The 23,757-nt window shown below is 62.0% G+C and carries 22 protein-coding genes; 13 read left to right on the top strand and 9 right to left on the bottom strand.

Annotated features, from left to right (window positions below; genetic code table 11):
- Positions 1–7: 7 nt before the first annotated feature.
- The 3 genes from bhcC to bhcA are packed head-to-tail and all read right to left on the bottom strand — an operon-like array spanning position 8 to position 3,348.
- Positions 8–1,171: a 3-hydroxy-D-aspartate aldolase BhcC gene (bhcC, locus tag AB9K34_RS16530; RefSeq protein WP_369955534.1), complete on the bottom strand. Its 1,164-nt coding sequence runs from the start codon at positions 1,169–1,171 to the stop codon at positions 8–10.
- A 15-nt stretch (positions 1,172–1,186) separates the two neighbouring features.
- A complete protein-coding gene (gene bhcB, locus AB9K34_RS16525) occupies positions 1,187–2,158 on the bottom strand; it encodes a beta-hydroxyaspartate dehydratase BhcB (RefSeq protein ID WP_369955567.1) in 972 nt (323 codons plus the stop codon).
- Positions 2,158–3,348, bottom strand: coding sequence for an L-aspartate--glyoxylate aminotransferase BhcA (gene bhcA / locus AB9K34_RS16520; RefSeq protein ID WP_369955533.1), 1,191 nt, complete (start codon positions 3,346–3,348; stop codon positions 2,158–2,160). The genes bhcB and bhcA overlap by 1 nt, the downstream gene beginning before the upstream one ends.
- 189 nt (positions 3,349–3,537) lie before the next feature.
- On the opposite strand from bhcA, the gene bhcR reads away from it, so the two are divergent.
- The 4 genes from bhcR to AB9K34_RS16500 all read left to right on the top strand — a co-directional run bounded on the left by bhcR (position 3,538) and on the right by AB9K34_RS16500 (position 7,228).
- Positions 3,538–4,359, top strand: coding sequence for an HTH-type transcriptional regulator BhcR (gene bhcR / locus AB9K34_RS16515; protein WP_369955532.1), 822 nt, complete (start codon positions 3,538–3,540; stop codon positions 4,357–4,359).
- A 140-nt stretch (positions 4,360–4,499) separates the two neighbouring features.
- Positions 4,500–5,090, top strand: a complete 591-nt coding sequence (locus AB9K34_RS16510) for a TetR/AcrR family transcriptional regulator (protein ID WP_369955531.1) — start codon at positions 4,500–4,502, stop codon at positions 5,088–5,090.
- Between the two features lies 1 nt (position 5,091).
- On the top strand, positions 5,092–6,021 hold the full coding sequence (locus AB9K34_RS16505) for a DMT family transporter (RefSeq protein WP_369955530.1): 930 nt from the start codon (positions 5,092–5,094) through the stop codon (positions 6,019–6,021).
- Between the two features lie 139 nt (positions 6,022–6,160).
- Positions 6,161–7,228: a 3-carboxy-cis,cis-muconate cycloisomerase gene (locus AB9K34_RS16500; protein WP_369955529.1), complete on the top strand. Its 1,068-nt coding sequence runs from the start codon at positions 6,161–6,163 to the stop codon at positions 7,226–7,228.
- Here the strand turns inward: AB9K34_RS16500 and pcaQ are convergent, their stop codons facing one another.
- Positions 7,229–8,158: a pca operon transcription factor PcaQ gene (gene pcaQ, locus AB9K34_RS16495; protein WP_369955528.1), complete on the bottom strand. Its 930-nt coding sequence runs from the start codon at positions 8,156–8,158 to the stop codon at positions 7,229–7,231.
- 83 nt (positions 8,159–8,241) lie between these two features.
- Between pcaQ and pobA the strand changes: the two genes are divergently transcribed.
- The 7 genes from pobA to AB9K34_RS16460 all read left to right on the top strand — a co-directional run bounded on the left by pobA (position 8,242) and on the right by AB9K34_RS16460 (position 15,852).
- Entirely contained in the window at positions 8,242–9,411 is a 1,170-nt protein-coding gene (gene pobA, locus AB9K34_RS16490) for a 4-hydroxybenzoate 3-monooxygenase (RefSeq protein WP_369955527.1), read from the top strand.
- Positions 9,412–9,462: 51 nt separating this feature from the next.
- Entirely contained in the window at positions 9,463–9,843 is a 381-nt protein-coding gene (gene pcaC / locus AB9K34_RS16485) for a 4-carboxymuconolactone decarboxylase (protein WP_369955526.1), read from the top strand.
- On the top strand, positions 9,840–10,577 hold the full coding sequence (gene pcaH, locus AB9K34_RS16480; protein WP_369955525.1) for a protocatechuate 3,4-dioxygenase subunit beta: 738 nt from the start codon (positions 9,840–9,842) through the stop codon (positions 10,575–10,577). The genes pcaC and pcaH overlap by 4 nt, the downstream gene beginning before the upstream one ends.
- A gap of 2 nt (positions 10,578–10,579) precedes the next feature.
- Positions 10,580–11,194 (top strand): protocatechuate 3,4-dioxygenase subunit alpha, encoded by a 615-nt coding sequence (pcaG, locus tag AB9K34_RS16475; protein ID WP_369955524.1) that lies wholly within the window; start codon positions 10,580–10,582, stop codon positions 11,192–11,194.
- An 8-nt stretch (positions 11,195–11,202) separates the two neighbouring features.
- Positions 11,203–12,039, top strand: coding sequence for a 3-keto-5-aminohexanoate cleavage protein (locus AB9K34_RS16470; protein WP_369955523.1), 837 nt, complete (start codon positions 11,203–11,205; stop codon positions 12,037–12,039).
- 217 nt (positions 12,040–12,256) lie between these two features.
- Positions 12,257–13,906 (top strand): sigma-54-dependent Fis family transcriptional regulator, encoded by a 1,650-nt coding sequence (locus AB9K34_RS16465; protein WP_369955522.1) that lies wholly within the window; start codon positions 12,257–12,259, stop codon positions 13,904–13,906.
- A gap of 146 nt (positions 13,907–14,052) precedes the next feature.
- Positions 14,053–15,852: an NAD(P)/FAD-dependent oxidoreductase gene (locus AB9K34_RS16460; protein WP_369955521.1), complete on the top strand. Its 1,800-nt coding sequence runs from the start codon at positions 14,053–14,055 to the stop codon at positions 15,850–15,852.
- 158 nt (positions 15,853–16,010) lie between these two features.
- Here AB9K34_RS16460 and AB9K34_RS16455 read toward each other — a convergent pair whose 3' ends face one another.
- Complete coding sequence (locus AB9K34_RS16455; RefSeq protein WP_369955520.1) at positions 16,011–17,186, bottom strand: calcium-binding protein; 1,176 nt, start codon at positions 17,184–17,186, stop codon at positions 16,011–16,013.
- A 220-nt stretch (positions 17,187–17,406) separates the two neighbouring features.
- Here AB9K34_RS16455 and uvrA point away from each other — a divergent pair, with 220 nt between their 5' ends.
- Entirely contained in the window at positions 17,407–20,289 is a 2,883-nt protein-coding gene (uvrA, locus tag AB9K34_RS16450) for an excinuclease ABC subunit UvrA (RefSeq protein WP_369955519.1), read from the top strand.
- Positions 20,290–20,301: 12 nt separating this feature from the next.
- On the opposite strand, the gene AB9K34_RS16445 is transcribed toward uvrA, so the two are convergent.
- A complete protein-coding gene (locus AB9K34_RS16445; protein WP_369955518.1) occupies positions 20,302–20,649 on the bottom strand; it encodes an excinuclease ABC subunit A in 348 nt (115 codons plus the stop codon).
- A 144-nt stretch (positions 20,650–20,793) separates the two neighbouring features.
- Here AB9K34_RS16445 and AB9K34_RS16440 point away from each other — a divergent pair, with 144 nt between their 5' ends.
- Complete coding sequence (locus AB9K34_RS16440) at positions 20,794–21,384, top strand: VOC family protein (protein ID WP_369955517.1); 591 nt, start codon at positions 20,794–20,796, stop codon at positions 21,382–21,384.
- Between the two features lie 65 nt (positions 21,385–21,449).
- Here AB9K34_RS16440 and AB9K34_RS16435 read toward each other — a convergent pair whose 3' ends face one another.
- From AB9K34_RS16435 to AB9K34_RS16425, 3 genes are read right to left on the bottom strand one after another with little or no spacing between them, the layout of a single operon-like run.
- Positions 21,450–22,322 (bottom strand): substrate-binding domain-containing protein, encoded by an 873-nt coding sequence (locus AB9K34_RS16435; RefSeq protein WP_369955516.1) that lies wholly within the window; start codon positions 22,320–22,322, stop codon positions 21,450–21,452.
- The gene (locus tag AB9K34_RS16430) at positions 22,319–22,450 is read right to left on the bottom strand and encodes a hypothetical protein (RefSeq protein ID WP_369955515.1); all 132 of its coding nucleotides are present in this window, start codon (positions 22,448–22,450) and stop codon (positions 22,319–22,321) included. Before AB9K34_RS16430 ends, AB9K34_RS16435 begins: the two co-directional genes overlap by 4 nt.
- Positions 22,447–23,757, bottom strand: a complete 1,311-nt coding sequence (locus AB9K34_RS16425; RefSeq protein ID WP_369955514.1) for a c-type cytochrome — start codon at positions 23,755–23,757, stop codon at positions 22,447–22,449. The genes AB9K34_RS16430 and AB9K34_RS16425 overlap by 4 nt, the downstream gene beginning before the upstream one ends.

Genomic DNA, 23,757 nt, shown 5'->3' with positions numbered 1-23,757 from the left:
GGCAGTGTCAATACGCCTTGCCGCGTGCGGATACGGGCCAGAGGCTTTCGACCTTGCCGTTGCGTACACCGACATACCAATCGTGAACATTGGCGGTGGGATCACAATGACCGGGCACCAGCCGCAACTTTTCCCCGACCTTGAGCACCCCCTGCGGGTCGGAAATCACACCGTGCTCGTCCGAACACTTGATGTATTCGACGTCATCGCGGCCAAAGATGAACGGCAGGCCACTATCGACCGATTGCGCCTTGAGACCGGCATCACAGATCGCCTTGTCCGCCTTGGCATGGCTCATCACCTGGGTCAGGATGAAGAACGCGTTTTTCCACTCGCCCTGGTCGATACGGTTGCCGTCCTTGTCGAGGATCCGGCCATAATCCGCGTCCATGAAGGCGTAGGAACCGCATTGCAATTCGTTGTACACGCCCGAGTTGGATTCGAAATAATAGCTGCCGGTGCCGCCGCCCGAGACCAGTTCGCAGTCGATGCCTTCCGCCTTGAGGCCGGCAACCGCATCCTTGACCATGCCAATGGCGATATCGAGCTTTTCCTTGCGCGCTTCATAGCTGTCCAGATGCTGCATCGCGCCCTGATAGGCCTGAATACCTGTAAACTTCAGATTTGGCGCGGCCTCGACCGCCTTGGCTATTTCCACCACCGCCGGGGTTGTCGTCACGCCGCATCGTCCGGCACCGCAGTCGATCTCGACAAAGACCTCAAGTTCGGTGCCATGTTTTCGGGCCGCTGCCGACAGGTCGGCCACGTTGTTCACATCGTCGACACAGACGATGGTCCGCGCGCCGAGTTTGGGCAATTGCGCAAGGCGGTCGATCTTGGCAGGGTCGCGCACCTGGTTTGACACCAGCACGTCCTTGATGCCGCCACGGGCGAAAACCTCGGCCTCGGACACCTTCTGGCAACAAACACCAACCGCGCCGCCAAGCCGTTCCTGCAGCCTGGCGACATCGACGGATTTATGCATCTTGCCGTGCACCCGGTGGCGCATCCCGTGTTCGCGCGCGTAATCGCCCATCTTCCTGATATTGTATTCCAGCGCGTCGAGATCGAGCACGAGGCAGGGCGTCTGAATGTCGGCCGCGTCCATGCCGGGCAGGGCTGGCACGTCAAACCCGACTTCGAGATTGTCAAATTCAGTCTGTGCGTTCATCTTAGCTCTCCAAGATTAGCCGTTCATCCACGGCAGTTTGTCCAGATCGACGTTGCCGCCAGTCACGATCACGCCGATTCTCCGACCGGCGAACCTTTCGCGATTCTTCAGGATCGTGGCGAGAGGCACCGCCGAGGATGGCTCCATCACGATTTTCATTCGCGCCCAGATCATCCGCATCGCGTCGATGATTTCCTGTTCCGACGCGGTCAGAATGTCGGTTACGTGGTTGCTGACGAAATGCCACGTCAAATCCTTGAGCGGCACCTTGAGCCCGTCAGCCACCGTCACCGGCGCATCATCGGCAATGATGTGCCCGGCCTTGAAACTGCGATAGGCATCGTCGGCCTGTTCAGGTTCCGCCGCGAAGATCTCGACATCTGGCGCAAGGTTCGACAGTGTCAGGCAGGTGCCCGAAACCATGCCGCCGCCGCCAATCGGCGCAATTACGGCATCCAGACCGTCAACCTGTTCCAGCAATTCGCGCGAACACGTACCCTGACCCGCGATTACCCTCGGGTCATTATAGGGATGCACGAAGTCGGCACCTGTCTGCGCCTGAACCTCGGCAAAGACGGCTTCGCGGCTGCTGGTCGACGGCTCGCATTCCGTGATCCTGCCGCCATATCCGATCACGGCGTCTTTCTTGGCTTGCGGCGCGGTGCGCGGCATGACCACATGACAGGGAATGCCGCGACGCCCGGCCGCATAGGACAGTGACAGCGCGTGATTGCCGCTCGAATGGGTGGCAACACCATGTTTCGCCGCGTCGTCGTTCAGGCCGAACACCGCGTTGGACGCGCCGCGCACCTTGAACGCCGCGGCCTTTTGAAAATTCTCGCATTTGAAAAACAACTCGGCCCCGGTCAGGTCATTGAGAAAGCGCGAGGTCAGAACCGGCGTGCGGTGGATATGCGGCTTGATACGCTCATGCGCGGCAAGCATGTCGTCGAGTGTCGGGATATTCATGCCAACATTGTCCTTCATCATGCTGCGGCCCGGTGTGCGGTGCCCGATCCGTGGCGGTAAAACTCCTGCGCGGCGGCCACGCCCGACCCAAGCCGGACGTTCAACCCCAGATCCGCCATCACCATCTCGGCAACGCCAAGTCCGGACAGCATCATCGCGTCGGTCAGGCTGCCCAGATGCCCGATACGGAACACTTTGCCGGCGACATCCCCAAGGCCGACCCCGAACGCCATGCCATATTCGCTGGCGGCGCGCGTCACGATGTCGGTTGCGTCGAAACCTTCGGGGGTGCGGATGGCGGAAACGGTGTCGGAATAGAGGTCGGGGGACGCGGCGCAAAGGTCCAGCCCCCAGGCCCGCGCGGCAAGGCGCACGCCCTCGGCGATCCGGTGGTGGCGGGCATGAACATTGTCCAGCCCCTCGCCAAGCAGCATGTCCAGCGACAGCATCAGCCCGTTCATCAACCCGACCGGCGGCGTATAAGGGAAACCGCTATTTGCATAGCTGTTGCCCATGTCGCGCACGTCAAAGAACGTGCGGGGCAGGGTGGCGGTTTCTACCGCTGTCATGGCGCGCGCGCTGAAGCCGACGATGGCCAGACCTGCAGGCAGCATGAACCCTTTCTGGCTGCCGGTGACCGCAACATCCACGCCCCAGTCATCAAACCGGAAATCCATCGAGCCGATGGAACTGACCCCGTCCACGAAGAGCAGCGCGGGATGGTTCGCGGCATCAAGCGCGCGCCGCACCGCGGCGATATCGGATTTCACACCGGTGGCGGTTTCATTATGCGTGGCAAGAACCACCTTGATCCGGTGGTTGGTATCGGCGCGCAGGATTTCTTCGTAGCGATCTGCGGGCAGGCCCTGTCCCCACGGCGTCTCGATAATCGTCACATTCAGGCCATGACGCTGGCACATGTCGATCCATCGGTGGCTGAACATGCCGTTGCGCGCGGCGAGAACACCGTCCCCCGCGCATAGCGTATTGGTCAGTGCGGTTTCCCAGCCGCCCGTTCCGGTGGATGGGAAAAAGAAGATCCGGGCGTCGTCCGAGCGCAGGACCTTGCGGACCCCTTCGATGCACGGGTGCAGAATTTTACCAAACATGGGCGAACGGTGGTCGATCGTCGGCAGGTCACACGCCTTGCGCAACTCCTCGGGCATGTTGGTCGGGCCGGGGATGAATACGGGGTTCTGAAAACTCATGGCAGCGCCCTCCTTTGGCGGTCGACCAGAGCTTAGCTCATGAATTTTGGGTTGGAAATTTTTTTGAAATTATTTTTCAAAATGAGAAATTCATAATTTATTTCACAAAATCAATGTACTGGTTTTTTCATTGAGTAGAATGAATTTTCAGAACAGAATATTCGCAGCAAAACAATCTGCGGAGCAGGCATGGCGAAAGAGACTCCCCGCAAGCGCGGCCGTCCGAAATCCTTCTCGGGGAAGACGGCGCAAATCACGATCCAGTCGTTGGACCGGGCGTTGGAAGTGCTCGACAGGCTGACGAATTCCGGCGGGCTGACCCTGACCGAGATCTCGACGGAACTGGATCAATCTCCGGCAACGATCTACCGGGTGCTCAGCACGCTGGAAGCGCGCGGATACGTGGAAATGGACCCGGCGGCGCAGGCCTGGCATATCGGTCCGACGGCGTTTCGGCTTGGCTCGGCCTTTCTGCGGCGCAGCAGCGTTGCCGAACGGAGCCGACCGGTCATGCACGAACTGATGCAGGCCACCGGGGAAACATCGAACCTCGGCATCGAACGGCAAGGCGAAGTGATGTTTGTATCGCAAGTGGAAACGAACGAATCCATACGCGCCTTTTTCCCGCCTGGCACCCTGTCGCCGATGCATGCATCGGGGATCGGCAAGGCGCTGTTGTCGAGGCTGGGCGAAGAGCAGTTGGCCCGCTATTTCCGGACCTGTCGTCAGGACCGGTTCACCGACAAAACCATCACCACGCCCGACGGGTTGCGCGCCGAACTGGCACAGATCCGGGCGCAGGGTTATTCATTCGACGATGAAGAGCGCACGGGCGGCATGCGCTGTGTCGCGGCGCCCATCCTCAACCTCTATGGCGAAGCAGTCGCGGGGATCTCGGTCTCCGGACCTACGAACAGGATGGGCTTGGACCGTATTGCCGAGATTGGCGAACTGGTCCGCGTTGCAGCGAGCACGATTTCCCGAGGCCTTGGCGCGCCGGATGCCGGGTAGCGGCACCATCTGCGGGCTGTGAAAGCCCGCCGTCGCGCCGGTGATGCGGATTAACGGCCGAGAGGCGCTAAGAGAATCGTTGAACTTTCGTGGATCAGAATTATAGGTATACCGGTCTACCTACTATGTTGAGAATCGCGATGACCAAAACGAACTCCGTGTCAAAAGCACCTGCGCGGGATCGGCTGTTAAAGGCGGCGATGGAGTTGTTTTACAACCACGGCATCAGCGGCACCGGGATTGACGCCATTGTGGCCCGTGCCGGGGTTGCCAAGAAGAGCCTCTATAACAACTTCGCCTCCAAGGCGGATCTCGTGAACACCTACCTCGACGCCCGCCATGCCGAATGGATGGCGCTGTATGACAGGCGGGTCGCGTCGGCCTGCGATCCGGGTGCGCGCGTGCTGGCGGTATTCGATGCCTATCGGGATCACGCGGAATTTGACTATGAGCGGGGATTCCGCGGGTGCGGATTGCTGAACGCGGCGGCAGAGCTTGAGGCGGGAGAGCAAGGACGCGACGCGGTGCGCAGGCACAAGGAAGAGGTCGAGGCGATCCTGACCGCGCATCTCGCCGAACTGCTTCCCGACGACCCGCAGCGGGTTTCGCGGATCGCCGAGCATATTGCATTTCTGCTCGAAGGGGCGATGGTCCGGGCCGGGCTTGAAGGCGACACGGCCCGTATCCGCGCGGCGCGGGCGATTGTCCAGGACATGCTGAAGGAACTCTGACATGATGTCGGGCCATGCCTGGGGGGTGATCGCGATCCTGTTTTCGGCGGTTGTCTGGGGAACGACCGGCACCGCCGCGCGCTTTGCGCCCGATGTGAGCGCGGCGGCCATCGGTGCCGCGGCGATGGGGATTGGCGGCATCGCACAGGCCCTGGTGGCGGCCCGGGGCATCGTGCGCGCACGCTGGATGCTCTGGGATCAGCGTGGTCTGCTGATCGCTGGCGCGCTTGCGGTGGCAATCTACCCGTTGGCCTTCTATGGCGCGATGCGTCTGGCCGGCGTGACCATCGGTACCGTGATCACACTCGGGTCGGCTCCGTTGCTGTCTGCATTGATCGAATACCTGCTGGATCGTGTCAGGCTGTCGCGGCGCTGGGCCATCGGTGCCCTGATCGGGCTGATCGGCATGGCGCTGATCTGTAGTGCCGAGAGCCTGTCCCAACACGAGGCAATCGGAGGAGACTCGGTCCCGCTCGGTGTTTTGTTGGGCACGATTGGCGGTTTGACCTATGCGCTCTATTCCTGGTCGGCGCGGAAAATGATGCTGGGGGGCATGCGCTCTTCTGTGGCGATGGGCGCGACCTTTGGTCTGGGTGGAGTGTTCCTGTTGCCGGTGCTCTTGGTGACGGGTGCTCCGTTCCTGGCGTCCTGGACGAATGCCGCTGTCGGGATTTACATGGCCGTGGTGCCCATGTTCCTTGGTTATCTGTGCTTTGGGTTCGGGCTGGCCCGTGTGGCGGCCAGCACGGCAACGATCATCACCCTGCTGGAACCGGTTGTCGCCGCTCTGTTGGCGATGATTGTGCTTGGAGAGCGTTTGCCCGCCCTTGGCTGGATCGGAGTGGCGATGGTCGTGATATGCCTTGTGATCCTCACGGTGCCGGTCCCGCTCAGGCTGGCGGCGCGGACGGCCCCGCGCGAGGTGGCCTGAACATCGGACTGCTTGCCCTGCGGACGCGCTCTCGCGCGACGCTGCGGACAATGTGGCCTGACCGGCTCTTGCGAAACACAGGATTGGACGCTCATAGTGCCGCTTGTTCTGATCCCGAAAGGAACGTAGGTCTGCCAGTATGAGCAACGCACTCACCCGAACGCAACTGTGGGGCACCCTGTTTCAGGACGAGGACGTCGCTGCAGAGTTCTCAGCCGATCGCTTCTGCGCCCGGATGGTGCAATTCGAAACCGCCTGGACCCGCGCCTTGCGGGATGCCGGGGCGGTTCCGTCCGATATTGCGGACGAAGCGCTTGCCGCGATCGCGCGGTTCGAGCCGGACTTCGCGGCGCTGGCGCGGGGATCGGATGTCGATGGGCTGCCTGTGCCCGCGCTGGTGCGCCAGATGAAAGCCGCTCTGCCCGAAGAGGCCCGCGCGGCCATCCATGCCGGTGCCACGAGCCAGGATGTCATCGATACCGCGATGATCCTGACGGTGCGCGCGGTGCTCGCGATCTTCAAAAGCCGTTGCGATGCAATCCTGCGCCGTCTTGAGGATCTCGACGCGCGATTTGCCGACAATCCGATTTCGGGGCGCACTCGGATGCAGTTGGCGTTGCCAATCACCGCCGGGGATCGGATCGAGGACTGGCGCACCCCGATGCGTGCCCGGCGAGAGCGGTTGGATCTGTTGATCGACGAGATCGGCGTGGTGCAGGTGGGCGGCGCGGTCGGTCTGCGCGATGCGCCAGCCGGTTGCGCCGAAACCGTCGCGGCAAGTGTTGCCAGAGCACTTGGGCTGCGCGTCTCGCCGGTCTGGCATACTGATCGCGCCGTCATGCTCGAGATCGGACATTGGCTGACCGCGCTCTGCGGGACATTGGGAAAGATCGGTCAGGATATCGCGCTGATGGCGCAGCAGGGGATCGACGAAGTGCGGCTTGACCGGGCGGGCGGGTCATCGGCCATGCCGCACAAGCAGAATCCGGTCCGGTCCGAGGTTCTGGTCGCGCTCGCGCGGGTTGTCGGTGGTCATCAGGGGATACTGGCGCAATCGATGATCCACGAGCAGGAGCGGTCCGGTGCGGCCTGGGCGGTGGAGTGGATGACATTGCCAGCGATGCTCGAACTCTCCGGTGCCGCGCTCGACAATGCGGATCGGCTCCTGAGGCAAATCCGCCATATCGGCGCGAAAGACGCCGGCTGATCAACGCGCCGTTGCTTTGCCTGTCGCGTCCAGAATGGCTTGTCGGAAAAGCCGGACGGGCGGGGTGGGGTCTTCTTCGGCCCGCGCCAGGATGCCCACGGGTCCGGCCATCGCGCGGGTGTCGATCGGCAATGCGACCATGCGGCCCGCCGCGATGTCGCGGGCGACGACGCCCTGGCTGATGATCCAGATCGCCCGCGCCGGGCCCAGCGTCATTGCGCGCCCAAAGGCCCCGGATACGGTTTCGATGCGATTTGTCCAATCGGCGACGCCATGCGCGATCAGGAAACGGTCGACGAGCGGGCGGATGGCTGCACCCTTGGGCGGGTAGAGAATGCGGCAGTCCGAAAGCGCATCCAGCCGCGTGGCATGGGCCAGCGGATGATCGGCTGCCACGGCGAATACCACCTGTTCGGCGTAGAGCTGGGTGAAGGAAAGCCCTGCCATGCTCTCGGGGCGGGGCATACGCCCGACGACGAGATCCAGATCGCCCGAGCGCAATCTCTCGAGCAAGCTGCCGATGCGGCCATCCTCGACGGTGACGGGCGTGGGCGGTGACAGTTCCGCAAAACGCTGGATCACGTCGGGCAACAGGTCTGCCGCAACGCTGGGCAGGGCACCGATCCGCAGCGGAGTGGCCGCACCGGAACTCAGCGCGTCCAGACTGGCCAGCCCGTGGCTGAGCGCGGCAAGGCACTGTTCCGCGAACTGGCGAAACACAGCCCCCTCTCGGGTGAGCACGACACCGCCGCGATCCCGGTGCATGAGTGATACGCCAAGAATGGTTTCAAGATCTTTCAGAGTCTTGGAAATCGCGGGCTGGGTCAGGAAAATGCGCTCGGATGCCGCCTTGAGGCTACCGCAGCGCACGGTTTCGACAAAGGCCAGCAGGTGCCGCATCTTGATCTGGCGATATTTCTTGTATTCCATATTGGCAAGTTACCGGCGCAATTTGTCATTTTTCATACAGGATAAGGTCAATTAACCTGCGTGCAACCGGTTGGGAGAGGACAATGCGAACACAGGTTGCGATCATCGGAGGCGGTCCGGCAGGTCTTTTGCTGTCGCAACTTTTGCATGTGAACGGCATCGACAGTGTCATTCTCGAACGCAAGACGCGGGATTACGTGCTGGGCCGTATCCGCGCCGGGGTTCTGGAGCAGGGTCTTGTCAGGCTTATGGAAGAGGCCGGATGCGCCGGGCGGATGCATGCGGAGGGCTTTTCGCATGACGGTGCGCTGATCTCGTACGGATCCGAGATATTCCGCATCGACTTTGCGGAGCATACCGGCACCCCCGTCTTGATCTATGGGCAGACCGAAGTGACCCGTGACCTCTATGATGCGCGCGAAAAGGCGGGCGGCAAGATCGAGTTCGAGGTCGACGACGTCATGATCCGCGACGCCGATACCGACCGGCCCCATGTGCAGTACACCCGCAATGGCACGGCGCGCCGGATCGATTGCGAGTTCGTCGCCGGATGTGACGGCTTTCACGGGGTCAGTCGCCAGGCCATTCCGCTGACCGTGCGGCGGGAATATGAAAAGATCTATCCCTTCGGCTGGCTGGGTGTGCTGAGCAAAACCCCACCGGTCAATCACGAGCTGATCTATGCCAATTCCGAACGCGGCTTTGCGCTGTGCTCCATGCGCAATGACCATCTGAGCCGCTATTATATCCAGTGTTCGCTGAGCGACAGCCCCGCCGACTGGACGGATGAGGCATTTTGGGAAGAACTGAAACGGCGCATTCCCAAGGCGCAGGCCGACACGCTGGTGACGGGGCCGTCGATCGAGAAATCCATTGCGCCGCTGAGGTCATTCGTGACGGAACCGATGCGCTGGGGGCGGCTGTTCCTCTGTGGTGATGCTGCGCATATCGTGCCGCCCACCGGTGCCAAGGGGCTGAATACCGCGGCGTCGGATGTGCATTATCTCTACAACGCCCTGCGAGAGTATTACCGGGACGGGTCCGAGGCCGGGATCAACGCCTATTCCAAAAGGGCGCTTGCCCGCGTCTGGAAGGCCGAGCGATTCTCGTGGTGGTTTTCGTCGCTGTTGCATCGCTATCCGGATCAATCCGCCTTTGACCTCAAGATGCAACTGGCCGAGCTGGAGTTTCTGCGTGCGAACAGGGCGGCGCAACAGGCGATGGCAGAGAATTACGTTGGCCTGCCATATTGAGGACGCGCAAGGGATTTGGCCGTTTCGGCACCGATGATGAGGAGAGATGCCATGCAAGATCGATTTGAAGCGGGCATGACCGTGCGCCGCGAGGTGCTGGGCGATGCGCATGTGGATCGCGCCGAAGCGGCCAGGACCGCGTTTGACACGCCGTTCCAGACGATGATTACCGAAGGGGCGTGGGGCACGCTCTGGGCAGATGATACCATCTCGCGGCGGGATAGGTCCCTTTTGACGCTTGCGCTTCTGGCCGCGACGGGCAATTTCGAGGAAATTCCGATGCATGTTCGCGCAAGCCGGAATACCGGTGCGACCCCGGACGAGATCATGCAGGCCTTTCTGCATGTGGCGGTCTATGCCGGCGTGCCCAAGGCGAACCACGCGATCAAGCTGGCGAAGCAAACATTCACCGAACTGGGGGTCGCGTTATGAGCCTGATCAAGCAAGCCGGCGGATTTGTACCGCGCGATCGTGACTGGCAGCCAGACGCGCTGACGCCGCGCTACAAGACCAGCGTCAAGCGCAGCCCGCAGGCGGCGTTGCTGTCCTTTCCGACGACCCTGAGCGAGGAAACATCGCCGGTGTTCGGTCACGACACGATCGGAGAGCTCGATAACGACCTGATCCACAATTTTGCCAGGCCGGGCGAGAGCGCGATTGGTCCCCGGCTCATCGTGCATGGCCGGGTGCTGGATGAAATGGGGCGGGGCGTGCCGGGCGCCTTGATCGAATTCTGGCAGGCCAACGCGGGCGGGCGATACCGTCACAAGAAAGAGAGCTATCAGGCGGCGCTTGACCCGAATTTCGGGGGCTGCGGGCGCACGATCACGGCCGATGACGGATCCTATGAATTTCGCACGATCCAGCCCGGACCCTATCCCTGGCCGAATGGCATGAATGACTGGCGGCCCGCGCATATCCATTTCTCGATCTTCGGACACGGATTTGCACAGCGGCTGATCACCCAGATGTATTTCGAGGGCGACCCGCATATCAGGCTCTGCCCGATCGTGGGCGGGCTGAAATCGCAGGAAGCGGTGGATGCGTTGACCGCGCTTCTGGACATGCATCACACGGTGCCGATGGACAGCCGCGCTTACAGGTTCGATATCGTGCTGCGTGGCCGCCGTCAGAGCTGTTTCGAGAACCGCCTGGAGGGCCTTTGATCATGACGCGGCAACCTCCCTATCTCAAGGAAAGCCCGAGCCAGACCGCCGGCCCCTATGTGCATATCGGATGCACGCCGAACTTTACCGGGATCGAGATTTACGGCGGCGATCTTGGCGCGTCGATGAAAACCGGCCCGGTACAGGGGCAGGAGATCACCTTGCGGGGGATCGTCTATGACGGTACGGGCACGCCGCTGCGCGATGCGCTGGTCGAGATCTGGCAGCCGGATGCGGCCGGGTTGTTCCCCTCGACCAACGAGACCCGGGGCCGGGCCGATCCGAATTTCCGCGGCTGGGGGCGATCGCCCGGCGACATGACGACCGGCGAGTTCCGCTTTGAAACGGTCAAACCCGGCGCGGTTCCGTTCCCGGACGGGCGGATGCAGGCGCCGCATATCACCGCATGGGTGGTGGCGCGTGGCATCAATATCGGCCTGCACACGCGCATCTATTTCGAGGACGAGGCGGCTGCCAACGCGACCGACCCGATCCTGACACGGATCGAGCATCAGAACCGTATCCCGACCCTGCTGGCCAAAAAGGTTTCCGTGGGCGAATATCGGTTCGATATCCATCTTCAGGGTCCGGACGAGACCATTTTTTTCGACATGTGAGAGGCATCATGGCAAAACCCTGCATCATCTGCGTTGCGATCACCGGCTCATTGCCGACCAAGGCAAACAATCCGGCGGTCCCGATTTCGGTCAGCGAACAGGTCGAGTCGACCCACGCGGCATTCGAGGCCGGCGCCACGATTTGCCATGCGCATGTGCGCAACAGCGATCAGACACCGTCATCCGATCCCGACAAGTTCGCACGCTTGAAAGAGGGTCTGGAAAAGCACTGTCCCGGCATGATCATCCAGTTTTCGACAGGCGGGCGGTCGGGGGCGGGCCGCGCCCGTGGCGGCATGTTGCCGCTCGGCCCGGACATGGCGTCATTGTCGGTCGGCTCGAACAACTTCCCGACCCGCGTTTACGAGAATCCGCCGGATCTGGTTGACTGGCTGGCCTCGGAGATGCTGGAGCACGACGTCAAACCGGAAATCGAAGCCTTCGATCTGAGCCACATCCTCAAGGCGGCAGAGATGCACGAGATGGGCCAGATCAGGGACACACCCTATGTACAATTCGTAATGGGGGTGAAAAACGCGATGCCCGCCGACCGGAACGTGTTCGATTACTATGTGGAAACGGTCAAGCGTCTGTTCGGTCGCGATGCCCACTGGTGCGCGGCAGGCATCGGCGCACGGCAAATCCTGTTGAATGACTGGGCAATTTCCAGTGGCGGACATGCCCGAACCGGACTCGAAGACAATGTGCGGATGGACCGCGATACGCTGGCCCCGTCGAACGCGGCGCTTGTGGGCCGCGCGGTCGAGATATGCGAAAAATATGAACGCCCGGTTGCGACATGGCAGCAGGCCCGCGAGATCCTGGGTTTGCGCATGCCTGCCTGAACATCGGGGGTCGGATATGGGTTTCGCCGCATCTCCGACCTTTTGGCTTGTCGTTTTCGCGGTCGTTCTGTGCTATCCCTCTGGATCAGAGCGATGAAGGGAGGGGACGATCGCACGCGAGCATGTCGAGGAAATCGAGCGCGTTCTGGATGGATGCGCAACCGGACGCGACAGCGCGGTATCCGCGTCATGGAAGCGCTGTGTCGAGGTCTATGGCATGGACCCGGCGCGCTCCGACCCGGCGCATATAGTCACCGAAACCGAGCTGCGTGAACACCGGATGCAGGCGGAACAGATGATCGCGTCGGCGCGATCCGGCCTGCAGACCCTGTTTCGGCAGGTCGCCCGCCAGAACTACACCGTGCTGCTGACGGATGCCAAAGGGGTCTGTGTCGATTTCTTCGGGGACCCCGATTTCGAGGCGGAGTTGCGGGGCGCGGGTCTGTTCATGGGCGCGCGCTGGTCCGAGGATCTGGCCGGAACGAATGCTGCCGGTGCCTGCATCGTGACGGGCGAACCAACAACGATTCATCAGGATGACCATTTCGGCAACGCCCATACCGCGTTGTCCTGCACCGCCGCGCCGATCTTTGACAGCATGGGGCAATTGGCAGCGGTCCTGAATATCTCGCTTTTGCAGTCTCCCCTGCCGAAATCCAGCCAGAATCTCGCGATGAGCCTGGTGTCGGCTTCGGCGCGGCGGGTGGAAATGGCCAATCTGATGGCCCAGAGTCGGCGCGAATGGGTGTTGCGCCTGTCAGCCAATCCCGAGTTTCTGGATGTCGATCCCGAAGCGGCGGTGTCGCTGGATGGCTCTGGCCGCGTGATCGGGTTTACCCGTGCGGCGGGCAAGCTCTTTGGGGGCGATGGGCGCGGATTGCTGGGGCGGCGGATCGAGTCCCTTCTGGACCTGTCGGTCGATGAATTGCCTGACCTCATGCGGGATAGGCCAACCGAGGACCGGGTTGTCAACATGCCGGACGGGGGCGCGCTTTTTGGTCATGCCATCGCTCCGCAAGCGCCGCGCGGCAGCGGGGCTCTGGCGCGTCGAATGCGCAACAAGGCAGGCCCGATGGATGCGCTGGCGGGCCATGATCCGGCGATGCAACAACTGCTGCTACAGGCAGAACGGCTCGCCGGTACGGACGTACCTGTGCTCCTGTCAGGCGAAACCGGCACCGGTAAGATGCGGCTGGCGCGGGCGATCCACGTGGCGGGCGGCGAACGCCGTGATCTGATTGGCATCGAGTGTGCGGCGCAATCCTGTCACCGCCTGACCGAAGCTCTCGGACCGCCGGGTCAGACCCGTGCCACGCTCGTGCTGCGCCGGGTCGAGGACATGCCGCCCGATCTTCAGGTTCTGCTGACCGCGCTTTTGGATGAGCGACCGGGATTGCGGCTCATCGTGACGAGCTGCGCCGACCTGGGCATGGCCGTGCAGGACGGGCAGTTTTACAAACCACTGTTCTATCGTCTGTCGGGCGCGGTGCTGACGCTGCCGCCCTTGCGCAGACGTCAGGATCTCGGGTGGCTGATTGATCGGTTGTTGCGGCGTCGCACCGGGGGTGAATTGCGCCTTTCCCCCGCCGCGCGCGCCGATCTGGCGGGGCGCGACTGGCCGGGCAATCTGCACGAGCTTGAACGGCTCCTGGATGTGGCGGTCGCCCTATGCGATGGCGAGGTTATCGACCTGCCCGACCTGCCGCAACCGGCCGGAACCGACACCGGTATCGCGGCAGAGGAAACACTGGAAGAGGTGCTCGAAGCCTGCTGCTGGAACATGTCGCAGGCGGCGCGCCGTCTGGGGGTCAATCGCTCGACCGTGCTGCGACGGATGCGACGCGAAGGGCTGACCCCGCCCGCCTGAGCGACCGTGTTGCACGCTGTTGCGCGTGCAACGCCAACCCGGCGCGGGCACGGTTTTCGGTTTCAGACCCCGTTAAAACACTGGCGTGATGCCGGTATCGTAACCCAGAGTTTGCGCCACAGAGACGCGAATGAGGAGGATACGCAATGCTCAATTCAACAGTGACAACCCGCACGCAGGCCATTCTGGACGCGCTGAACGAAGGCTTTGCCGCCGGCGACGTGGAGCGCATCAAGGCGCAGTTTGCAACCGACAGCTATTGGCGCGATCTGGTGGCCTTTACCTGGAATATCAAGACGGCCGAGGGCCCCGCACAGATCGGCGACATGCTGGACAGCCAGCTTGCATCGATCAGACCATCCGACTTCAGGCTTCAGGAGGGCGAAATGCCGACCGAGGAGGGCGGCGTCATTACCGCATGGATCACCTTTGAAACTGCGTTGGGGCGCGGCTGGGGACTGATCCGGCTGAGGGATGACCGCATCTGGACCTTGCTGACCGCCTTGCAGGAATTGAAGGGCCATGAAGAACCACGTCGCACACGGCGGCCGATGGGGGCCAGGCACGGCGCCGCCAAGAACCGCAGCACCTGGAAGGAAGAGCGCGAGGCCGAGGCCGCCACGCTGGGATATGACACCCAGCCCTACACGGTAATCATCGGCGGCGGACAGGGAGGCATCGCGCTGGGTGCACGTTTGCGCCAGCTTGGGGTGCCGACCATCGTGCTGGACAAGCATGACCGCCCCGGTGATCAGTGGCGCAACCGCTACAAGTCGCTCTGCCTGCATGACCCGGTCTGGTACGATCATCTGCCCTATATCAAATTCCCGGATAACTGGCCGGTGTTTACCCCGAAGGACAAGGTGGGCGACTGGCTGGAAATGTACACCAGGGTTATGGAACTGAACTACTGGACCCGCTCCGAGGTCACAAAGGCGAGCTTTGACGAAGAGGCCGGAGAGTGGACCGTCGAGGTCGACCGCGACGGTGAAAAAGTTGTTCTGAAACCCACGCAGCTTGTTCTGGCAACGGGCATGTCCGGCAAGATGAACATGCCGGAATTTCCCGGCATGGACAGGTTCAAGGGCGAGATCCAGCACTCGTCGCAACACGAGGGGCCGGATGCGTGGACCGGGAAAAAGGTGGTTGTCATCGGCTCAAACAACTCGGCCCATGACATCTGCGCGGCACTCTGGGAACATGACGTAGACGTCACGATGGTTCAGCGATCATCGACCCATATCGTGCGCTCGGATTCGCTGATGGAGATCGGGCTCGGTGCGCTCTATTCCGAAGAGGCGGTGGCCAATGGCGTGACCACGGAAAAAGCCGACATGATCTTTGCATCGCTGCCCTATCGCATCATGCATGAATTCCAGAAGCCGGTTTACGATCAGATCCGCGAACGCGATGCCGCGTTTTATGCCGGGCTGGAAAAGGCCGGGTTCGAACTTGATTTCGGTGACGATGACTCGGGTCTGTTCATGAAATACCTGCGCCGCGCATCGGGATATTACATCGACGTCGGTGCCAGCCAGTTGATCATCGATGGCGAGGTGAAGCTTGTTAAAGGACAGGTCGATCATTTCGAGGAAGATGCGGTCGTTCTGTCCGATGGCACCCGTCTCGAAGCCGACCTTGTCGTCATGGCAACGGGATACGGATCGATGAACGGCTGGGCCGCCGATCTGATCAGCCAGGAGGTCGCTGACCGTATCGGCAAGGTCTGGGGTCTGGGGTCGGACACCACCAAGGATCCCGGCCCATGGGAAGGTGAACAGCGCAATATGTGGAAACCGACGCAGCAACCAAACCTCTGGCTGCACGGTGGAAACCTGCACCAGTCGCGACATTATTCGCTGTATCTCGCGCTTCAGATCAAGGCCCGTCAGGAAGGCCTGGATACGCCCGTCTACGGCTTGCAAGAGGTGCATCACCTGTCGTGATGCCCCTGGAGTCCGGCCGCCCCTCGCGCGGTCGGACAGCCATCACCCACAGGACGTGGAACAAAACCGGGAGTGGCGGCCACGCGGACCCGCACGATTCCGACCCGCGCCACCGTCATTCGTTGATCGTGATGATATGAGATGACGAATCGGCGGACCTATACGAACTCGAAATCGCTTGCGCCGATATGCGCGGCAGGAATCCCGTTCAGCGATATTTCGGTCTTGTCATCCAGCGCTATGAGAGCCGTGTCCCCGCCTTCAATCACGATATCGTCAAAGACCAGCCCGGATATGCGCAGGATGTCGGTTCCGATCATGAAATCGGTGATTTCGTCCCGTCCTTCGTAGCTCAGGCCGTCAAACAGGAAAACGTCGGACCCGCCGCCGCCGCTCATCACATCGTTGCCAGCCATGCCGTGCAGAACATCATCGCCGCCCTGGCCGAAGAGATCGTCATGCCCCCGGCCACCGCGCAACACATCCGCGTCCTTGCCACCCCAGAGCCTGTCAGAGCCAGCGTTGCCCGCAAGCCAGTCTGCCCCGGCCCCGCCGCGCAGCAGGTCGTCGCCCGCGCCGCCGGTCAATCGGTCGTTGCCGCCCTGTCCGGATAATATGTCATCGCCGTTTTCGCCGGCGATCCGATCCCGCCCGTGATTGCCGTTGGCCGTGTCGTCGCCATCCCCGCCCAAAATGGTGTCGTGCCCGTTTCCGCCGCTAAGCGTGTCGTTGTCGCCGAACCCGTGCAATATATCGCGCCCCTGTGCACCGCTCAGGGTGTCGGCCCCGTCGCCGCCGGCGAGTATGTCGGCCCCATCGGTTCCGGCGAGACTCAGCGCGACCGGCGGCAGCGCGCTCCCGTTCGAGGTGATATGGTCAAACAGCACGTTCCGGTCGAGACCGGGCAACGCGCCGATGTGATGCGATGCCAGCAGGGTTGCGATAGCCGGGGCAATGTCGAGACCGACAATATGCGCGAGGGTGGTGATGTAGGTGTTGCTGTTCTGCCCTTCGATGGACCCCGTGATTCCAAGCCGATAGTCCACGGTAATCCCGGCAAAGAAATCACGCACATTCGCAAGCAGGTCCCAGATGTCGGAGACATTGCGGCCCTGCGGCATGTCGAGCCTGACCGCGACGCTGTCGACACCAGAGGGGATGTCGAGGTTCTGAACCGGGCTGACATCCCAGTCACCAAAGCCCAGCGAGGTCGGTTGAACCTCGATCTCGCGCTCGTCACCGCTGCCATAGCTGTCATCGGCATCAAAGACGAACTGGATATGCCCGTATGAGGTAAAGAAGACCTCGTTCGCGACCAGGTACATCGAAGGCATCCGCAAACTCCCCTTTCGCAGGTTTAGGGCGGTGTTGGCGTCGTGATAAATCCTAGCGGGGCAGGGTGTGCCCTGTCAAAACTCGGCTGATGCCTGTGGCGGCGTCGCGAGGACGGAGACCTTCGTGCGTCGAAAAGACTTTCGTTCTTGTAATGTTCTTATTTTTCTGTTGGAGACTCAGCCCGGGGTCACTATGTGTTAACCGTGAAACGAGGGCATGATGGCTGAACTGAAAAATATCGAAGTGCGGGGCGCACGCGAGCACAACCTCAAGAGTATCGACGTGGATATCCCGCGCGATCAGTTCGTGGTGATCACCGGCCTGTCCGGGTCTGGCAAATCCAGCCTCGCGTTTGACACCATCTATGCCGAGGGACAGCGCCGCTATGTCGAGAGCCTGTCGGCCTATGCGCGTCAGTTCCTCGACATGATGGAAAAGCCGGATGTCGATCATATTAGCGGTCTGTCGCCGGCCATCTCGATCGAACAAAAGACGACATCCAAGAACCCGCGTTCGACGGTCGGCACCGTCACCGAGATCTACGACTACCTGCGCCTGCTGTTCGCGCGGGCGGGAACGCCGTATTCCCCTGCCACTGGCGAGCCGATCGAGGCGCAGCAGGTGCAGGATATGGTCGATCGCATCATGGCGATGGAAGAGGGCACGCGCGGCTATTTGCTGGCCCCCATCGTGCGCGATCGCAAGGGGGAATACCGCAAGGAATTCGTTGAACTGCGCAAGCAGGGCTTTCAGCGGGTCAAGGTCGATGGTGAATTCTATGAACTCGACGAGCCGCCGACGCTGGACAAGAAATACCGCCATGACATCGACGTGGTGGTCGATCGCCTGGTGGTGCGCGAGGGGCTGGAAACGCGCCTCGCCGACAGTCTGCGCACCGCGCTGGACCTGGCCGAGGGGATTGCCATTCTCGAAACCGCGCCGCGTGAGGGCGATGCCGAACGCATCACGTTCAGCGAGAAATTCGCCTGCCCGGTCAGTGGTTTCACCATTCCCGAGATCGAACCGCGTCTGTTTTCGTTCAACGCGCCGTTCGGGGCATGCCCGGAATGTGACGGGCTGGGAAAAGAGCTGTTCTTTGATGAGCGGCTGGTGGTGCCGGACCAGAACCTGAAAATCTATGACGGTGCGCTGGCCCCCTGGCGCAAGGGCAAGAGCCCGTATTTCCTGCAAACCATCGAGGCAATTGCAAAGCACTATGAATTCGACCGCAACACCAAATGGAAGGATCTGCCCGAAAAGGTGCAGCAGGTGTTCCTCTATGGGTCGGGCAAGGAAGAAATTCCTTTCCGCTATGACGAAGGCGGACGCGTTTACGAGGTGACACGCGTGTTCGAGGGTGTCATCCCGAACATGGAACGGCGCTATCGTGAGACCGACAGCAACTGGATCCGCGAGGAATTCGAGCGCTACCAGAATAACCGGCCTTGTGGCAGTTGCAGTGGCTACCGGCTGCGCGAAGAGGCGCTGGCCGTCAAGATCGGCCCGGCAACCGGTGACAGGGACGCGCTGTTGCATGTGGGTCAGGTGGTGCAGATGAGCATTCGCGAGGCCTATGCCTGGTGTCAGAAAGTACCGGATTACCTCAGCAACCAGAAGAACGAGATCGCCCGCGCGATCCTCAAGGAAATTCGCGAACGTCTGGGATTTCTGAACAATGTCGGTCTGGAATATCTGACGCTGTCGCGTTCGAGCGGCACGCTCAGCGGCGGCGAAAGCCAGCGTATCCGTCTGGCCAGCCAGATCGGGTCCGGTCTGACCGGTGTGCTGTACGTGCTGGACGAACCCAGTATCGGTTTGCACCAGCGCGATAATGACCGGCTCCTGGATACGCTCAAGAACCTGCGCGATCAGGGCAATACGGTGATTGTGGTCGAACATGACGAAGAGGCGATCCGCGAGGCAGATTATGTCTTCGACATTGGCCCGGGCGCCGGCGTGCATGGCGGGCAGGTGGTGGCGAAGGGCACACCGGACGAGATCGCGGCGAACGCTCAGAGTATCACCGGGCAGTATCTTGCCGGCACCCGGTCGATCGCGATCCCGTCAGAGCGGCGCAAGGGCAAGGGCAAGGCGGTCAAGGTGGTCAAGGCGACCGGGAACAACCTGAAATCCGTGACGGCTGAATTCCCGCTTGGCAAATTTGTCTGTGTCACCGGGGTGTCCGGTGGCGGCAAGTCCACCCTGACGATTGAAACCCTGTTCAAGACCGCCTCGATGCGCCTGAACGGTGCGCGGCAGACCCCTGCGCCTTGTGAAACCATCAAGGGCCTGGAACATCTGGACAAGGTGATCGACATAGATCAGCGCCCCATCGGGCGAACGCCGCGGTCAAACCCGGCGACCTATACGGGGGCCTTCACGCCGATCCGCGACTGGTTCGCTGGGCTGCCGGAGGCCAAGGCGCGCGGTTACAAGCCGGGCCGGTTCAGCTTTAACGTCAAGGGCGGGCGCTGCGAGGCCTGCCAGGGCGATGGCTTGATCAAGATCGAAATGCACTTTTTGCCGGATGTCTATGTCACCTGCGAGACCTGCAAAGGCGCGCGGTACAATCGCGAGACGCTGGAGATCCGCTTCAAGGGCAAGAGCATTGCCGACGTGCTGGACATGACGGTCGAGGATGCACAGGAGTTTTTCAAGGCGGTGCCGTCGATCCGTGAAAAGATGGATGCGCTGATGCGGGTGGGGCTTGGCTATATTAAGGTCGGGCAGCAGGCCACCACGCTTTCAGGGGGCGAGGCGCAGCGGGTCAAGCTGTCAAAGGAACTCGCCAAGAGGTCCACCGGGCGCACGCTTTATATTCTGGACGAACCGACAACCGGGCTGCATTTCGAGGATGTCCGCAAGCTGCTGGAGGTGCTGCACGAGCTGGTGGAGCAGGGAAATTCGGTCGTTGTGATCGAGCATAACCTGGATGTCATCAAGACGGCCGACTGGATCATCGATATCGGCCCGGAGGGCGGTGATGGCGGCGGCAAGATTGTCGCCACGGGCACGCCCGAAGAGGTTGCGGAGGTGGAGGGCAGCCATACCGGACGATACCTGAAGCCGATGCTGACCGGAGAGCGGCTGGCCGCGGAGTGAGCCTGCCAGTCTTCAGTCCAGAAGAGCCGCCGCTGCGCCGATGAAATCGAGCACTTCCCGGGTTTCGCGATTGACCCGAAAGATATTGTCCCCGACGCGGAAATAGGTCTGGCTTGGGTCCAGCCCATAGCGACCGGGCCGCTCGACGATCACGTAGCCGTCAAGGATCCGGTCGCCGATACGATAAGGCGCGTTGTATTTTTTCGCCTGGCCCGGCGGCACGCAGGACGGTGATTTTTTGGCGAGCCCCGGTGGGCAACCCTTGTCGGCATAGGGTTTGTCCTTGGCATCGACCGACAGGGCGGAGGCCATAAGGGCTACGCAGAAGCCGAGGGCCGGGATGATGTAGACCAGTCGCATTGAAACGCTCTCCTTTCACCAGAGATAAGGGCGCGCGCCGCACTTGTCGCGGCGCATGCCGAGCCTCGGCGGTGTCCTGCCGGTTTCGCGTGGATGACAGGCGGGATATTGCGTGGCAGTCTGGGTGCAAAGGGAGGAGGCAGCATGCGCAAGTTACAGACCCAGGGAGTGCATCACATCACCCTGACCGGGGCGGACCGGCAGACGACCATCGATTTCTGGGAAGGGGTGCTCGGGATGCCATTTGTCTTCGATCAGCCAAATCTCGACAATCCCGGCGAGGGGCACGTTTATTTCGATCCGGGGGACGGGCGTCTGATCACGGTATTTACCGATGAGACTCGCAAAGGCACGCCGGACCGTACACCGACCGAGCCGGGATGCGTGCATCATCTGGCCTTCAATGTCAGCCAGGCCACATTCTGGCAAGCGGTTGAACGGCTCGACGAACGCGGCATCGACCATTCGGGTCCCAAGGATCGCGGCTTCATGGATTCGATCTATTTCAGGGATCCGCTGGGATTGTTGATCGAACTCGCCAGCTACCGCTTTGAACCTCCGGCAGGCTGTACATATGCGGATGTGATGATCCGGGCGCATCGCCTGCGCGTGGCGCGTGGCGATCATCACATTGACCGTATTCATCTGGCGGATGCCATCGAGGATCTGGTCCTGGCGCGCCAGGACAGCCTGTCGTCGGACAGGTCCCCGAAAGATCCGTATGCGTCGGGGTAGGTGGCGGGGCCGAGGGGCGCTGCCCCTCGGGCACCCCGGAGTATTTTCCCAAAGATGAATAAGGATCAGCCGTCGGCGCCGTTGTAGTGGATGGTTCCCAGCCCGGAAAGGTCATAGCCCGGCAGTTCGGCAGCGCGTTCGGCGCAGGCGGGCGAGGCGAGGAAGCGCATGAGTTTCTGCAGCGGCGGTTCGAACCATGCGCGCCGCCAGATTGCGAGGTCGAACCGTTCGACCGCGAGCGGAATGAAGTCGAGCCCGTAGAGACCGGCGAGCGCGCCGAGACCGAAGCCCACCTCTGCCTTGCCATCGTGCAGGGCAATCGCGAGCTCTTCTTCCGTGCGGGCGCGGACTGGCAGCGGGTTGATGTCCTGCAGGGTCAGGCCCGCCCCTGTCAGCCGGGTTTCGAACTCCCGCTGGCTGGCGGCGCTGCCCTGGCGCAGCGCGACGCGTCGCCCGGCGAGGTCGGAAAAATCCGACACTCCGCCGGTTCCGGGGGAGAGCAGCAGCCCGCGTTGCCGCTCGGCGATTTGCACCAGCACGACCGGAGCCTCTCCGAGGGCGTCGCGCAGGGCGTCGCGGTTCCAGCCACTGTCCTCGCGGATGTGAAGGCCCGCAGCCTGTGCCGAACGCGCGGCGAGGCGTTCGAGCCCGTCGTAGGACCCGTCATAGAAGCTGGCCAGTTCCGAACGGCTTTCGCGTAGCGCCCAGTCCAGCAGCGGGTCATGACTGCCGGCGATGATCGGGGGCAGGGGGGCGTCGGCCACGTGCGGCCCGCTGCGTGAGGCGTTCAGCCACGCGGTGATCTCGGCACGGGGAAACAGCAGCTTGCCGACCGCCCGCACACAGGGAACCTCTCCGTTGCCGGCGAGATCATAGACCTTACGTTCGCCGATGCGAAGCAGATCGGCCAGCTCGCGCGTGGTCAGATAGTCGTTCATTCGCTGTCAAGACGGACATCGGGGCCGCTGCCGCTCTGGGCGGCGGAGAAGCCCGCCCTGTGCAGGCCGTAGGAGGCGGCGACAGCGATCACCGCGATCATGGCAAAGGCGCTCAGCATGGATTTCATTCTGTGGTGTCTCCGGCTGTGGCCCGGCGCATATAGGCGATCAGGTCGGCCCGGTCGCCGGGGTTGGTGATCCGTTGCATCGGCATCTTGCTCCCGGGAATGTAATGATCGGGGCCGAGATCGAAAAGCGCATTTATGCTCTCCGCGTCCCAGATGATGCCGGACGCGCTCAGGTCTCGGGAATAGGCGTAGTCTGGTACGCTACCGGCCGGGCGTCCGAACAGGCGATAAAGGGTCGGGCCGGCGCGGCGTCCGCTGCCGGGGGTCAGGCTGTGGCAGATCGAGCATTTTCGCACGAATTGTCGTTCACCGTTATCCATTGCGGCAGGGTCCCTGAGATAGCTGTGTTCGGTCGCCGCCATCGGACCATACGCGTCAAGATTGGCCAGGGGCCAGCTGTATATCGCTTCATCCAGGCCGCCCGCATGGATGTTGGCGCCATCATTTGAAAAGGCCAGCGCCCAGACCGGGCCGCGCAGGGTGGCGCGAAAGTCATGCGCAACGCGCCAGCGACGCGTGTCGATGACCATGATATACCCCTCGCCATCCCCGACTGCGAGGAATCGTCCGTCGCGTGACAGGGCCATTGCGAGAATGGGCCGTCGATCAAGGGTGAAGTCATGCAGTTCGGTTCCGGTGTCCGTATCGACGATCCGCGTGACCCCATCGACGGCCCCGTAGGCGAGCCAACCGGCCCGCGGGTTCAGGACCAGCTCGTTGATGCCAAATCCGTGGTTGACGAGGATTTGCCGTTCGCTGGCCGTCTCGATATCCCAAAGGCGGATCGAGCCGTCCATGGATGCCGAGTAGAGCGTGCCGCCATCCGGAGAAAAAGCGACACCGTTGACACCCTGATCGTGGCCGTCGAACGTGGCCAGCGGTTCGCCGGTGTCCTGACCGGGCAAGGACCACAGGCTGATGGACCCGTCCCAGCTTGCGGCGGCGAGCAGGTTGGCGGAGGGGGAATAGGCAAGGTCGACAACCTTGCCCTTGTGCGTACCGATCGTCCGGCCGCGATTTTCAGCGATGTCCCACACACGTATCTGGAAATCGTCGCCGGCAGAGACCAGGGTCGATTCGCCCGCGAAGATGACGGTGTTGACGGCTGCACGATGTCCTTCGAACCAGTTTGGCGTTTCACCGGTCCACAGACCGACCGCGTTGTCGAAACTGGCGGTCGCGATGCGACCGGATTGCGAAACGGCGATGTCCATGATCGGTCCGCCATGGCCCTTGAGCGTGAAGAAATCCTGTGCCGATACCGGCAGCGGCAGGAGTGCAGCAGTCAGGGCGAGCGCGCGCCACAT

It is taken from the genome of Sedimentitalea sp. XS_ASV28, assembly GCF_041224545.1.
GTDB lineage: Bacteria > Pseudomonadota > Alphaproteobacteria > Rhodobacterales > Rhodobacteraceae > Sedimentitalea.
This window is presented reverse-complemented; position numbering and strand designations above follow the sequence as displayed.

Coding starts and splice junctions, on each gene's coding strand:
- bhcC (WP_369955534.1), bottom strand. CDS start 1,171: ATGAACGCACAGACTGAATTTGACAATCTCGAAGTCGGGTTTGACGTG.
- bhcB (WP_369955567.1), bottom strand. CDS start 2,158: ATGAAGGACAATGTTGGCATGAATATCCCGACACTCGACGACATGCTT.
- bhcA (WP_369955533.1), bottom strand. CDS start 3,348: ATGAGTTTTCAGAACCCCGTATTCATCCCCGGCCCGACCAACATGCCC.
- bhcR (WP_369955532.1), top strand. CDS start 3,538: ATGGCGAAAGAGACTCCCCGCAAGCGCGGCCGTCCGAAATCCTTCTCG.
- AB9K34_RS16510 (WP_369955531.1), top strand. CDS start 4,500: ATGACCAAAACGAACTCCGTGTCAAAAGCACCTGCGCGGGATCGGCTG.
- AB9K34_RS16505 (WP_369955530.1), top strand. CDS start 5,092: ATGATGTCGGGCCATGCCTGGGGGGTGATCGCGATCCTGTTTTCGGCG.
- AB9K34_RS16500 (WP_369955529.1), top strand. CDS start 6,161: ATGAGCAACGCACTCACCCGAACGCAACTGTGGGGCACCCTGTTTCAG.
- pcaQ (WP_369955528.1), bottom strand. CDS start 8,158: ATGGAATACAAGAAATATCGCCAGATCAAGATGCGGCACCTGCTGGCC.
- pobA (WP_369955527.1), top strand. CDS start 8,242: ATGCGAACACAGGTTGCGATCATCGGAGGCGGTCCGGCAGGTCTTTTG.
- pcaC (WP_369955526.1), top strand. CDS start 9,463: ATGCAAGATCGATTTGAAGCGGGCATGACCGTGCGCCGCGAGGTGCTG.
- pcaH (WP_369955525.1), top strand. CDS start 9,840: ATGAGCCTGATCAAGCAAGCCGGCGGATTTGTACCGCGCGATCGTGAC.
- pcaG (WP_369955524.1), top strand. CDS start 10,580: ATGACGCGGCAACCTCCCTATCTCAAGGAAAGCCCGAGCCAGACCGCC.
- AB9K34_RS16470 (WP_369955523.1), top strand. CDS start 11,203: ATGGCAAAACCCTGCATCATCTGCGTTGCGATCACCGGCTCATTGCCG.
- AB9K34_RS16465 (WP_369955522.1), top strand. CDS start 12,257: ATGGACCCGGCGCGCTCCGACCCGGCGCATATAGTCACCGAAACCGAG.
- AB9K34_RS16460 (WP_369955521.1), top strand. CDS start 14,053: ATGCTCAATTCAACAGTGACAACCCGCACGCAGGCCATTCTGGACGCG.
- AB9K34_RS16455 (WP_369955520.1), bottom strand. CDS start 17,186: ATGCCTTCGATGTACCTGGTCGCGAACGAGGTCTTCTTTACCTCATAC.
- uvrA (WP_369955519.1), top strand. CDS start 17,407: ATGGCTGAACTGAAAAATATCGAAGTGCGGGGCGCACGCGAGCACAAC.
- AB9K34_RS16445 (WP_369955518.1), bottom strand. CDS start 20,649: ATGCGACTGGTCTACATCATCCCGGCCCTCGGCTTCTGCGTAGCCCTT.
- AB9K34_RS16440 (WP_369955517.1), top strand. CDS start 20,794: ATGCGCAAGTTACAGACCCAGGGAGTGCATCACATCACCCTGACCGGG.
- AB9K34_RS16435 (WP_369955516.1), bottom strand. CDS start 22,322: ATGAACGACTATCTGACCACGCGCGAGCTGGCCGATCTGCTTCGCATC.
- AB9K34_RS16430 (WP_369955515.1), bottom strand. CDS start 22,450: ATGAAATCCATGCTGAGCGCCTTTGCCATGATCGCGGTGATCGCTGTC.
- AB9K34_RS16425 (WP_369955514.1), bottom strand. CDS start 23,757: ATGTGGCGCGCGCTCGCCCTGACTGCTGCACTCCTGCCGCTGCCGGTA.